Source organism: Ideonella azotifigens, assembly GCF_021043325.1.
Taxonomy (GTDB): domain Bacteria; phylum Pseudomonadota; class Gammaproteobacteria; order Burkholderiales; family Burkholderiaceae_C; genus Ideonella; species Ideonella azotifigens.
The window spans coordinates 148,180-160,373 of sequence record NZ_JAJNKD010000006.1 but is presented as its reverse complement, the minus strand read 5'-3'; the positions used below and the strand labels follow the sequence as shown (position 1 = coordinate 160,373).

At 68.4% G+C, this 12,194-nt stretch carries 9 protein-coding genes; 6 read left to right on the top strand and 3 right to left on the bottom strand.

What is annotated here, in order from left to right; translation table 11 throughout:
* Positions 1–4: 4 nt before the first annotated feature.
* The 3 genes from glgX to LRH25_RS15090 form a co-directional block, all read right to left on the bottom strand.
* Positions 5–2,230, bottom strand: coding sequence for a glycogen debranching protein GlgX (gene glgX / locus LRH25_RS15100; RefSeq protein ID WP_231011498.1), 2,226 nt, complete (start codon positions 2,228–2,230; stop codon positions 5–7).
* A complete protein-coding gene (gene glgB, locus LRH25_RS15095) occupies positions 2,217–4,544 on the bottom strand; it encodes a 1,4-alpha-glucan branching protein GlgB (protein ID WP_231011496.1) in 2,328 nt (775 codons plus the stop codon). The genes glgX and glgB overlap by 14 nt, the downstream gene beginning before the upstream one ends.
* A gap of 82 nt (positions 4,545–4,626) precedes the next feature.
* The gene (locus LRH25_RS15090) at positions 4,627–6,348 is read right to left on the bottom strand and encodes an alpha-amylase family glycosyl hydrolase (RefSeq protein WP_231011494.1); all 1,722 of its coding nucleotides are present in this window, start codon (positions 6,346–6,348) and stop codon (positions 4,627–4,629) included.
* A gap of 183 nt (positions 6,349–6,531) precedes the next feature.
* Here LRH25_RS15090 and ureA point away from each other — a divergent pair, with 183 nt between their 5' ends.
* From ureA to LRH25_RS15060, 6 genes are all read left to right on the top strand, one after another.
* Positions 6,532–6,834, top strand: a complete 303-nt coding sequence (gene ureA, locus LRH25_RS15085; protein WP_141287450.1) for an urease subunit gamma — start codon at positions 6,532–6,534, stop codon at positions 6,832–6,834.
* A gap of 11 nt (positions 6,835–6,845) precedes the next feature.
* Positions 6,846–7,067 (top strand): hypothetical protein, encoded by a 222-nt coding sequence (locus tag LRH25_RS15080; RefSeq protein ID WP_141287449.1) that lies wholly within the window; start codon positions 6,846–6,848, stop codon positions 7,065–7,067.
* Complete coding sequence (locus LRH25_RS15075; protein ID WP_141287448.1) at positions 7,064–7,369, top strand: urease subunit beta; 306 nt, start codon at positions 7,064–7,066, stop codon at positions 7,367–7,369. The genes LRH25_RS15080 and LRH25_RS15075 overlap by 4 nt, the downstream gene beginning before the upstream one ends.
* Positions 7,369–9,096, top strand: coding sequence for an urease subunit alpha (gene ureC, locus LRH25_RS15070; protein ID WP_141287447.1), 1,728 nt, complete (start codon positions 7,369–7,371; stop codon positions 9,094–9,096). Before LRH25_RS15075 ends, ureC begins: the two co-directional genes overlap by 1 nt.
* Positions 9,097–9,502: 406 nt before the next feature.
* Positions 9,503–11,743 (top strand): M4 family metallopeptidase, encoded by a 2,241-nt coding sequence (locus LRH25_RS15065; RefSeq protein WP_170200840.1) that lies wholly within the window; start codon positions 9,503–9,505, stop codon positions 11,741–11,743.
* A 169-nt stretch (positions 11,744–11,912) separates the two neighbouring features.
* A complete protein-coding gene (locus tag LRH25_RS15060; protein WP_141287445.1) occupies positions 11,913–12,194 on the top strand; it encodes a hypothetical protein in 282 nt (93 codons plus the stop codon).

Sequence of the window (12,194 nt, the reverse complement as noted above, 5' to 3'; positions counted from 1 at the left end):
CACATCAGTCTCCGTTCGTTCCATCGAAGGCCACCTGCGCGGCCGGGTTCACGAGCGGCGTCAGCGCCAACGCGGCGCTGCACCAGACCTGCACGCTTCGAGGCGGCAGCTCGCATGCTGAAAGCCCATCGGGCGCACCGGCAGCCGCTTCGGGCTTGGCCGGCTCGCCACTGGGCGTTGCGCTGTCCAGCAATGGCCGCCAGGCGCCGCCACGCGGCGGCGCCGGCAAGGCAAAGCGGCGCGGCTGGTCCATGGGGTTGAACAGCAGCAGCGTGCAGTGGCCCACGCCCGGCGGCGCCAGCAGCACGCTCAAAGCGCGATCGCCACGGTCGTGCCAGCCGGCTTCGTCCAGCGCTGTGCCGGATGGTGTGGCCCAGGTCACGTCAGCCACGCCATCGGCGCCAGGCTGGCCACTGAGCCACTGGTCGGCATGCAGCGCAGCGTCGGCGCGGCGCAGCGCGGTGAGCCGGGCGATGAAGGCTGGCAAGGCTTGAGTCTCCGCCGGCTTGCCGGCGTCGCCCCAGTCCAGCCAGGACACGGGGTTGTCCTGGCAGTAGGCGTTGTTGTTGCCGTGCTGGGTGTGGCCGAGTTCGTCGCCCATCAGCAGCATCGGCGTGCCGCGCGAAAGCAGCAGCGTGGCCAGCAGGGCGCGCTGCAGCCGGGCACGGGTGTGCTGCACGGCGGGGTCGTCGCTGTCGCCTTCGATGCCGGCGTTCCAGCTCAGGTTGTCGCCGTGGCCGTCGCGGTTGTGTTCGCCGTTGGCTTCGTTGTGGCGCTGGTTGTAGCTGACCAGGTCGCGCAGCGTGAAGCCGTCGTGCGAGGTCACGAAGTTGACGCTGGCAGACGGCGGGCGTGGGTGGCGCGGATCGGCGGCGAAACGGTCGCTGGAGCCAGCCAGGCGTGTGGCCAGCGCGGCGCGCGTGCTGCGCTCGTGGCCGGGCTGCAGCCAGTAGGCACGCAGGCTGTCGCGGGCCTGGTCGTTCCATTCCAGCCAGCCGGGCGGGAAGCCGCCGAGCTGGTAGCTGTGCGGCGCCAGGTCCCAGGGCTCGGCAATGTGCAGGCAGCGGCGCAGCAGCGGGTCGGCCTGCAGCGCGGCGAACAGGGCCGCGCCGCCGGCGAACCGGCCGGTGTCGTCGCGCGCCAGGATGGGCGCCAGGTCGTAGCGAAAGCCGTCCACCCCGTAAGCCTGCACCCAGTGGCGCAGCGCGTCCACCACCCAGCGCAGCACCATGGGCTCGGCAAGGTTCAGCGTGTTGCCGCAGCCGGTCCAGTTCTGGTACTGGCCCGGCGCATCCGGCTCGGTGCGATACCAGTGGCGGTTGGCCAGGCCCTTGAAGCTCAGGCAAGGGCCTTGCAGGTCGGTTTCGGCGCTGTGGTTGAACACGACGTCCAGCAGCACCTCGAAGCCTTCGCTGCGCAGCTCGGCGATGGCTTCGCGCAAGGCCGGCCCGGCGGTGTGGCCGCTGTCTGCTGTTTCCAGCTCAGGCGGCCCGGCATAACGCGCTTCGGGTGCCAGCAGCCCAATCGGCGTGTAGCCCCAGTGGTTGCGCAGGCCCAGCAATTGCAGCCGGGCTTCGTCGGCACGGGCCTGCACCGGCATCAGCTGCACCGTCGTGACACCCAGGCCGCGCCAGTGGGCGATCAGTGCCGGATGGGCCAGGCCGGCATAGCTGCCGCGCTGGCCGGCCTGCAGCCCGGGGTGCAGCGCGCTGGCGCCGCGCACATGCACTTCGGCAATGACGCGCTGGCCTGCGGGTGGCGGCTTCAGCGCCACCGGCTGCGCGGCCAGCTCGGGCAGCACGCGCGCCTTCAGCGCGACAGCGGCGTTGTCGTCCGGGTGCGGCCGCGAAGGGTCGGCCGGGTCGAAGTCCAGGTAGGCGGCCAGCTCGGCTTGCGTGCGGCCGCGGTAGCTGCCAACCATTTCACGCGCATACGGGTCCAGCAACAGGCGCTGCGGGTTGAATCGCAGGCCCTCTTCAGGCGCCCAGCGGCCAGCCGCGCGGTAGCCGTAGACCTGCCCGGCCCGGCCACCCGGCAGCGTGCCATGCCAGACGCCCAGCGGGCTGGGCAGCAGCGGCAGCCGCTGGGTTTCCTGCTGGCCCTTGTCGTCGAACAGGCAAAGCCAGACCTGCTCGGCCTCGGGCGCCCAGACGCCAAAGCGCAGCCCGCCGGGCACGACGCAGCCGCCCAGCGACAGCGGGTCGCCAGGCGGTAACTCAGGGACGGGCATCCGTGCCTTCGGTGGCAGCTTCCGAGGCGATGAGCGCAGAGAAGTCGACCGGCAGCGGGCCGCCGGCCGGGCGCAGCATCAACGTGGCCAGCGGCGGCAGCGTCAGCACCAGCGACTGTGGCTGGCCGTCCCAGGGCACGGCTTCGGCCTGCAGCGGCCCGGGCGACACGCCGCTGCCGCCGTAGGCCGCGTCATCGGTGTTCAGCAGCGATTCCCACTGGCCGCCCTGCGGCAGGCCAATGCGGTAGCCATGGCGCACCTCGGGTGTGAAGTGGCTGACGACAACCACCGGCGGTGCATCACCGCCGGCCTTGCGCACAAAGGCCAGCACCGAGCTGGCGGCATCGTCATGGCGCAGCCACTCGAAGCCGTCGCCGGACACGTCGCGCTGGTACAGCGCCGGGTGGTGGCGCAACACCAGGTTCAGGTCGCGCACCAGGCGCTGCAGGCCGGCATGCGGCTCGCGCTCCAGCAGCGGCCAGTCCAGCTGGGCTTCGGCGTTCCACTCGCCCCACTGGCCGATCTCGTTGCCCATGAAGAGCAGCTTCTTGCCAGGGTGGCCCCACATGTAGCCGTAGGCCGCACGCAGGTTGGCAAAGCGGCGCCAATCGTTGCCCGGCATCTTGCGCAGCAGCGAGCCTTTGCCGTGCACCACTTCGTCGTGCGAGAGCGGCAGCATGAAGTTTTCGCTGAAGGCATAGACCAGCGAGAAGCGCAGCTCGTCCTGGTGGAAGCTGCGGTGCACCGGGTCGCGCGCCAGGTAGCGCAGCGTGTCGTTCATCCAGCCCATGTTCCACTTGTAGTGGAAGCCCAGGCCGCCGGATTCGCAGTCGTCAGACGGCGGGCGGCTGACGCCGGCAAACGAGGTGGACTCCTCGGCGATCATGATGGCCTCGGGCCGCTCGATGCCGATGGCCCGGTTCATGCGCCGCAGGAAGGAGATGGCTTCCAGGTTCTCGCGGCCGCCGTGCTGGTTCGGAATCCACTCGCCTTCCTTGCGGCTGTAGTCGCGGTAAAGCATCGAGGCCACCGCGTCCACCCGCAACCCGTCGATGCCGAAGCGCTCGATCCAGTACAGCGCGTTGCCGATCAGGAAGTTGCGCACCTCGCGGCGGCCGTAGTTGTAGATCAGCGTCTGCCAGTCGGGGTGGAAACCCTCGCGCGGGTCGGCGTGTTCGTAGAGATGGGTGCCGTCGAACTGGGCCAAGCCGTGTTCGTCGGTCGGGAAATGGGCCGGCACCCAGTCGAGGATCACGCCCAGGCCGGCAGCGTGGGCGGTGTCGACAAAGTGCTTGAAGTCTTCCGGCGACCCAAAGCGCGAGGTGGGCGCAAACAGGCCGGTGGGCTGGTAGCCCCACGAGCCATCGAACGGGTGCTCCTGCACCGGCAGCAGCTCGATGTGGGTGAAGCCCATGTCGCGCACGTAGGGCACCAGCTGCGCGGCCAGTTCGCGGTAGCTCAGCCAGCGGTTGTCCGGCCCGCGGCGCCACGAGCCCAGGTGCGCTTCATAGATGCTGATGGGCGCGTCCAGCGCGTTGGCACGGCGGCGCAGCGGGCTGCTGGCCACGCCGGCAGGCAGCCGCTGCACGATGGAGGCGGTGCTGGGCCGCAGCTCGGCACGGTTGGCGTATGGGTCGGACTTCAGGCGCAGCCGACCGTCGGCCCCCACCAGTTCGAAGCGGTACAGGTCGCCCTCGGCCACGTGCGGGATGAAGATCTCCCACACGCCGCTGGCAGGGTGCAGCCGCATCGCGTGGCGCCGACCATCCCAGCTGTTGAAGCTGCCGACCACCGAGACCCGCCGCGCCGACGGCGCCCAGACGGCGAAGCGCACCCCCCCTACGCCGCCGACGTCCAGCGGATGCGCGCCCAGCGCCTCGTAAGGCCGCAGGTGCGTGCCTTCTGACAGCAGCCAGAGGTCCGTCTCGCGCAGCTGCGAGCCAAAGCGGTAGGCGTCGTCGAGCCGCGACTGGTGCGTGCCCCAGTCGATCTGCAGGCGGTAGTCGGGCGCGGTTTCGGACGCGGGCAGCACGCCGCACCACAGGTCGCTGCCGGTCACGCAGCGCAAGGGCGCAAGCAATGCGCCCTTGGGTGTCACGGCGCTGACCTGGACGGCGCCGGGCAACAGCACCCGCAGCGCCCAGCCTGGCGATGCATCGGCCAGGCGATGCGGGCCGAGCACGGCAAACGGGTCGGCCGATTCGGCGCGCTGCAGCGCGGCAACGAGGTCAGCCGAAGGGGCGCCGGGGAAAGCGCCGAGTGAGGGGCCGGGCTGGGCGCCGGGCTGGGCATCTGGCACGGGTAAAGCGGTCATGCGCGGCGGCAACAGTCCTGTGCAGAAGTGAGGGCCAATCTACCGCAATACGCGGCAACCGGGCAGGGATGTTTGGATGGCCTCAAGCGGCAGTGACAGCAATCGCCGCGCCATGCGCCGGCAACAGCCAGCAGCGGCCGCCGGCGCAGTGCGCATCGCCTGAAGCTTCCAACAGTTCCGCAGGGGCAATGGGTGTGCCGTTGACGGGTAGCAGCATGCCAAGCTTGGCCGGCAACGGCAGGCTGACTGGCGTGTCGCCCAGATTGAAGGCCAGCACCAGCGCCGGGCCGGCACCCCGCGCGCGCTCGAACAGCAGCACCGGCTCGGCCGCGTCATGGAAGCGGATGCTGCCGTTGCGCAGCCTGGCTTCGCCGCGACGCCAGGCCAGCAGTGCGCGGGCATGGTGCAGCGGGCTGGCCGGGTCGGCCTGCTGCAGGTCCACCGAGCGCTCGCCGTGGCCCTGGCCCAGCGGCAACCAGGGCGCGGCGCCGGCATTGAAACCCGCCTGCAGCGCGTCGTGCTGCCAGGGCATGGGCGTGCGGCAACCGTCACGGCCCTTGAACTCGGGCCAGAAGGTCTTGCCGTAAGGGTCCTGCAGCAGCTCGAACGGAATGTCCGCCTCGGGCAGGCCCAACTCCTCGCCCTGGTAGGTGCAGACGCTGCCGCGCAGCGTGAACAGCAGGGCCTGCAGCGTGCGGGTGAGCACCGGGTCGGGTTGATTGGCGGGCGCCCAGCGCGAGGCCACGCGCGGCACGTCGTGGTTGGACAGCGCCCAGCAGCCCCAGCCACCGGTGCGCGCCAGCGCCAGTTCCAGGCTTTCGACCTGCTCTCGGATCTGCTTGGCCGAGACATACGGCGTCAGCAGCGCGAAGCTGTAGGCCATGTGCAGGCGTTTGCCGGCCTCGGTGTAGTCGGCCATGATGGGCTGCGGGTGGTCGTCGCCCACCTCGCCGATGCTGACCGCACCGGTGCCGTCCAGCACCTGGCGCACGCGCTGCAGGAAGGCCAGGTTCTCGGGCTGGGTCTTGTCGTGCAGATGGCGCTGCATGGCATACGGGTTGTCCGGCCGCACCGTCGTCACGCTCTGCTGTTCCTTGGCATCGGCTGGCGGGTTGTCGCGCAGCGAGCGGTCGTAGAACTGGTGGTTGCAGGCGTCGAAGCGGAAACCGTCCACGCCGCGCTCGCACCAGAAGCGCACGTCGCCCAGCAAGGCGTCCTGCACCTCGGGGTTGTGGTGGTTCAGGTCGGGCTGTGCAGTCAGGAAGCTGTGCAGGTAATACTGGCGGCGCCGGCTGTCCCACTGCCAGGCCGGGCCGCCAAAGACGCTGAGCCAGTTGTTCGGCGGGCTGCCATCGGGCTTGGCTTCGGCCCACACGTACCAGTCGGCCTTGGGGTTGTCGCGGCTGCTGCGGCTTTCCTTGAACCAGGCGTGCTGCTCGGAGGTGTGCGAGAGCACCTGGTCGATGATGATGCGCAGGCCCAGCGCATGGGCCTTGGCCAGCAGCGCATCGAAGTCGGCCAGCGTGCCGAAGATCGGGTCCACCTCGCGGTAGTCGGCCACGTCGTAGCCGAAGTCGGCCATGGGCGACTTGAAGAAGGGCGAGATCCAGATCGCGTCCGCCCCCAGCTCGGCCACATGTTCCAGCCGGGCAGTGATGCCGGGCAAATCGCCAATGCCGTCGTTGTTGGCATCAGCGAAACTGCGCGGGTAGATCTGGTAGATGACGGCACCGCGCCACCAGTCCGGGTCCGGCCGGCGGCCGTCTGCAGTCCGAGGGGAAAGGTCTGGGCTGATCACGGTCATGCAGTCGTTTCCTCGCATCGATTTCTCGTTTTCCCTATCTTGCCCTGAAATCGGCCCGTACCCAACCTGGCTTGCAAGCCGCTTCGCAAGAGGCTTTGCGCATGCCCCATGCGGCATGCACACTGGCACCGGCCTTGCAGACAACCCTCACCCGGCCGGCCTTCGCCGCCGCAGGAACACCGCATGGAACTGACGCCCCGCGAAAAAGACAAGCTGCTGATCTTCACCGCCTCGCTGCTGGCCGAACGCCGGCTGGCGCGCGGCCTGAAGCTCAACTATCCGGAAGCAGTGGCCCTGATCAGCGCCGCCATCATGGAAGGCGCCCGTGACGGCAAGACCGTCGCCCAGCTGATGAGCGAGGGCAAGACCGTGCTCACCCGCGCCCAGGTCATGGAAGGCGTGGCGGAGATGATCCCGGAGATCCAGGTCGAAGCCACTTTCCCCGACGGCACCAAGCTGGTGACCGTGCACCAACCGATTGCCTGACAGGAGCCACCATGCTGTTGCCCTCCCCGTTTTGCCGCGCCCTGAACCTGGGCGCTTCGCTGGCCCTGGCCGCCCTGCCGCTGGCCGCCTCCGCGCACCCGGGCCACACCGGTGGCCACCACGGCATCGAAGCCGCCTTCGTGGCGGCCACGCTGGTGCTGTACGGCGCCAACGTGCTGCTGCGCCGCAAGCTGCGCGCGCGCCAGGCCTCGGCGCCAAGGTCCGCCCGATGATTCCCGGCGAACTCTTCACCGACGAAGGTGACCTGCCGCTGAACCCCGGCCGCCGCACGCTGACGCTGGTCGTCGAAAACGCCAGCGACCGGCCGGTGCAGGTCGGCTCGCACTACCACTTTGCCGAGACCAACGCCGGCCTGAGTTTCGACCGCGAGGCCGCGCGCGGCATGCGGCTGAACATTGCCAGCGGCACTGCCGTGCGCTTCGAGCCGGGCCAGCAGCGCACGGTCGAACTGGTGGACCTGAGCGGCAGCCGCACCGTCTACGGCTTCCGCGGCCTGGTGCAAGGAAAACTTTGATGGCCACGATTGGAAAACGCGCCTACGCCGAAATGTTCGGCCCCACGACGGGCGACCGGCTGCGGCTGGCCGACACCGGGCTGATCCTCGAAGTTGAACAAGACTTCACGCTGAAGGCCGGCGGCTACGGCGAAGAGGTGAAGTTCGGCGGCGGCAAGACCATCCGCGACGGCATGGGCCAGAGCCAGGTGCCCAACGGCCCCGGCGCACACGAGGCGGTGGACCTGGTCATCACCAACGCGGTGATCCTGGACCACTGGGGCATCGTCAAGGCCGACATCGGCATCCGCGGCCAGCGCATCGCCGCCATCGGCAAGGCCGGCAACCCGGACGTGCAGCCGGGCGTGGACATCGTCATCGGCCCGGGCACCGAGGTGATTGCCGGTGAGGGCATGATCGTCACGGCCGGCGGCATCGACAGCCACATCCACTTCATCTGCCCGCAGCAAATTGAAGAAGCGCTGTCCAGCGGCGTGACCACCATGCTGGGCGGCGGCACCGGCCCGGCCACCGGCACCTTCGCCACCACCTGCACGCCCGGACCGGAGAACCTGCGACGCATGCTGCAGGCGGCCGACGCCTTCCCGATGAACCTCGGCTTCCTCGGCAAGGGCAATGCCTCGCAGCCGGCGGCGCTGCGCCAGCAGATCGAGGCCGGTGCCATCGGCCTGAAGCTGCACGAGGACTGGGGCACCACGCCCGCGGCCATCGACTGCTGCCTGTCGGTCGCCGACGAAACCGACACCCAGGTCTCGATCCACAGCGACACGCTGAACGAATCCGGCTTCGTCGAGGACACGATTGCCGCGACCAAGGGCCGCAGCCTCTGCGCCTTCCACACCGAAGGCGCCGGCGGCGGCCATGCGCCGGACATCCTGCGCGTGGTCGGCGAGGCCAACTTCCTGCCCAGTTCCACCAACCCGACCATGCCCTACACCGTCAACACGGTGGACGAACACGTCGACATGCTGATGGTCTGCCACCACCTGGACGCGTCCATCGCCGAGGACCTGGCCTTCGCCGAAAGCCGCATCCGCCGCGAGACGATTGCCGCCGAGGACATGCTGCACGACCTGGGCGCGATCAGCATGATGAGCTCGGACAGCCAGGCCATGGGCCGCGTTGGCGAGGTCATCATCCGCACCTGGCAGACGGCGCACAAGATGAAGGCCCAGCTCGGCAAGCTGGCCGGCGACCCGGAGCGCCACGACAACGGCCGCCTCAAGCGATACGTGGCCAAGTACACGATCAACCCGGCGCTGGCCAACGGCATTGCCCACGAGGTCGGCTCGATCGAGGTCGGCAAGTGGGCCGACCTGGTGTTCTGGCGCCCGGCCTTCTTCGGCGTCAAGCCCAGCCTGATCCTCAAGGGCGGCTTCATCGCGATGGCCGCGATGGGCGACCCCAGCGCCAGCATCCCCACGCCACAGCCGGTGCACTACCGCCCGATGTTCGGCGCCTTCGGCGGCGCGCTGGCCCGCGGCTCGCTCACCTTCGTTAGCCAGGCGGGCCTGGCCAACAGCATCGGCGACGCCTTCGGCCTGAAGAAGCAGCTCGCCGCGGTGCGCGGCTGCCGCACCGTGAGAAAGACCGACATGGTGCACAACAGCTACCTGCCGACCATGGAGATCGACGCGCAGACCTACCACGTGCGCGCCGACGGCCAGCTGCTAACCTGCGAACCGGCGACAGTGCTGCCGATGGCCCAAAGGTACTTCTTGTTCTGAACCTGCGCATCCAGGCGTAACTTCAGCAAGTTCCGGCAACGGCGCGGGAGCGCCGTTGCACGGATCCACGGCAGCCGGCTCACCGACGTCGCGAGGCGCACCCGTCGCGCCTTTTCTCAGCACGCAAGGCCTCGTCACCTGTGAAGGGGACAGGTGACCGTTGTTTCCAGGCCGTGTCCCATCAGGGCGATCCCTTAGCGCCATGCGTGGTCAACGCCTGGGACAGCGCCATCTCCTCGTAGGACATGGCTTGAGGCACCTCAGGTCACTGACGACTTAGGGGTTTGACACATCCTTGTCGCACTCCGAGCATCCGTCCGCTCGCCAATCCGGGCGGGCATGGACGACATGGCAGCACGCGTTACCGCGCGTGAACCCATACCTGTTGGGAGCAATGATGAGTTCGATGAGTTTCAGATGGGCCCATGGTCAGTTGATGACCGCCCTGGCCGCCTCAGGCCTTTTGCTGGCCACCAGCGCAATGGCCGCGATCCCCGGCAACACGCCGACGGACGTCGCACGTGCGCTCGGCACGCTGCCATCGGTCGATGTGATCCAGGCCAGCTCTGACGGACTGCCGCTGTTCCTGCGAGGCGACCTCGGTCACGCCCCGCGGCTGGACGCGACGGACCTTGCCGCCACCCAGCAGGCCATGCGCCCCGCGCTGGTCCCGGCGCTGGCCGCCCTGCGCCTGCGCCCGGCCGAGCTGCAGCTGCGCAAGGTCAACGTGGACCCCAACGGCAACCAGCACTTGCGCTACAACCAGACCCACCGCGGCCTGGACGTGATCGGCGGTGACCTGGTCGTGCACATTGACGGCAAGGGCAAGATCTTCGCGATCAACGGCACGGCCCGCGGCGACATCGCGGCCACGCTGGGCGCCAAGAACGTCGGCGAAAGCGCAGTGCATCCCGCAATCGCGGCCGATGCGCGCTTCGCCGGCATGGCCACCACGCCACCGCGCAAGGTGTTCCTGCTGACGCCCGAAGGCCGCTTCCACATGGCCTACGAGACGGTGGTGACCGGCACGCGCGGGCAGGACCCGGTGCGCGACAAGGTCTACGTCGATGTCGACAGCGGTGCCATCGTCGCGGTGCATCCGCAGATCCACTTCGCCGAGAACCGCAAGATCTACAGCGCCAACAACGGCACCAGCACCCCCGGCACGCTGAAGCGTTCCGAAGGCCAGGCGGCCACCAGCGACACCGACGTGAACGCCGCCTACGACGGCACCGGCGCCACCTACGAAGCCTACAAGGCCTTCTGGAACCGCGACTCCTACAACAACGCCGGCGCCGCGCTGATCAGTTCGGTGCACTACAGCACCAACTACTGCAATGCCTACTGGGACGGCACGCAGATGGTTTACGGCGACGGCAACTCCAGCCAAGGTTGCCTGCCGCTGGCGCGCGCCGTGGACGTGACCGGCCACGAACTGACCCACGCCGTGACCGAAAACGAGTCCGGGCTGGTTTATTCGGGTGAATCGGGCGGCCTGAACGAGGCCATGTCCGACATCTTCGGTGCCTTCACCGAGGCCTATGTCGACGGCGGCAAGACCGGCACGCTGACCGTCTCGGCCGACACCTGGAAGGTCGGCGAAGACATCCTGCCGCCTGCGTTGCGCTACATGAGCGACCCGGCGGCCGATGGCTCGTCCAAGGACTTCTGGGTCAGCGGCGTGGGCAATGTGGACGTGCATTACAGCTCGGGCATTGCCAACCTGGCGTTCTACCTGCTCTCGCAGGGTGGCACCCATCCCCGCGGCAAGTCCACGATCAACGTGACCGGCATCGGCATGGCCAAGGCCATCCGGGTCTTCTACGAAGCCAACGTCAACATCCTGACCTCCAACGCCAACTTCCTGGCAGCCGGCAACGCGACCAAACAAGCCGCGATCAACCTCGGCTTGACCGCGGCTGAGCAGGTCTCGGTGGCCGATGCCTGGAATGCCGTAGGCGTGGCGGTGACCGGTGGCACCGGCGGTGGCGGTGGTGGCGGCGGTGGCACGGACATCGTGCTGACCAACGGCACCGCGGTCACCGGCATCAGCGGAGCGGCCAGCTCGCAGGCGTTCTACAAGATCGTCGTGCCGAGTGGGCAAACCTCGCTGACCATCGCCATCTCGGGTGGCACCGGTGACGTGGACCTCTACACCAAGCTGGGCGCCCGCCCGACGCTGTCGACCTACGACTGCCGTCCGTACAAGACCGGCAACGCCGAAACCTGCACCGTGACCAACCCTGCGGCCGGCACCTACTACGTGCTGCTCAACGGGTATTCGGCCTACAGCGGCGTCTCGCTGACGGCCACTTACTCCACGACGGGTGGCGGCGGCGGTGGTGATCCGTTGCTGACCAATGGCCAGGCCATCACGATCTCCGGGGCCACCAGCAGCGCGCAATACTGGCGCATCACAGTCCCGGCCGGCAAGACGCTGACGATCACCACCTCGGGTGGCACGGGCGACGCAGACCTCTACACCCGCTTCGGGTCACGGCCGACCACCACCACGTACTCGTGCCGGCCTTACCTGAGCGGCAACAACGAGACCTGCACCACCACCAGCACCTCGGCAGGTGACTACTACATCATGGTGCGCGGCTACTCAGCCTTCTCGGGCGTCAGCCTGAAGGCAAGTTACTGACGCGAGGACGGGCAGCGGCCAGGCGGCTGCTGCTTGTCAACTCCCACACACACGGCCGCCCCCAACGGGGCGGCCGTTTTCATTGGCGAACTGCATCTGATGGCGTGGCGCGACCGCGCCTGTCAACGAGGAGCGGCCGTATGATTTGCCGCAGCCACGGCACTAGAAAATGACACAACCCAAACCGCTGAGCGTCGATTGCGACCGACACGGCCGAAAAATCTCCGCCGTGGTGTGCTGTCACATGATTGGACCGAATGCCAGACCAGTAGGCTTCATCGAAAACAAGTCTGAGCCCAACGACCGCCAAGCTTGGTGCTATGCCTGCGAAGAGAAATTTGAGGAAGAGGGCGAGATGACCCAAGCATTCCATGAATTCAACAACATGCGCTTGGTGTGCATCGCCTGCTATGCAGAGATTCGCTCCCGCCACACGCTGCCAAGCCAATGA

Bases quoted from the DNA above. Each gene is read 5' to 3' on its own strand.
- LRH25_RS15080 (WP_141287449.1), top strand. From the start codon at position 6,846: ATGCTGTTGCCCTCCCCGTTTTGCCGCGCCCTGAACCTGGGCGCTTCG.
- LRH25_RS15075 (WP_141287448.1), top strand. From the start codon at position 7,064: ATGATTCCCGGCGAACTCTTCACCGACGAAGGTGACCTGCCGCTGAAC.
- LRH25_RS15090 (WP_231011494.1), bottom strand. From the start codon at position 6,348: ATGACCGTGATCAGCCCAGACCTTTCCCCTCGGACTGCAGACGGCCGC.
- glgX (WP_231011498.1), bottom strand. From the start codon at position 2,230: ATGCCCGTCCCTGAGTTACCGCCTGGCGACCCGCTGTCGCTGGGCGGC.
- LRH25_RS15060 (WP_141287445.1), top strand. From the start codon at position 11,913: ATGACACAACCCAAACCGCTGAGCGTCGATTGCGACCGACACGGCCGA.
- ureC (WP_141287447.1), top strand. From the start codon at position 7,369: ATGGCCACGATTGGAAAACGCGCCTACGCCGAAATGTTCGGCCCCACG.
- LRH25_RS15065 (WP_170200840.1), top strand. From the start codon at position 9,503: ATGAGTTTCAGATGGGCCCATGGTCAGTTGATGACCGCCCTGGCCGCC.
- glgB (WP_231011496.1), bottom strand. From the start codon at position 4,544: ATGACCGCTTTACCCGTGCCAGATGCCCAGCCCGGCGCCCAGCCCGGC.
- ureA (WP_141287450.1), top strand. From the start codon at position 6,532: ATGGAACTGACGCCCCGCGAAAAAGACAAGCTGCTGATCTTCACCGCC.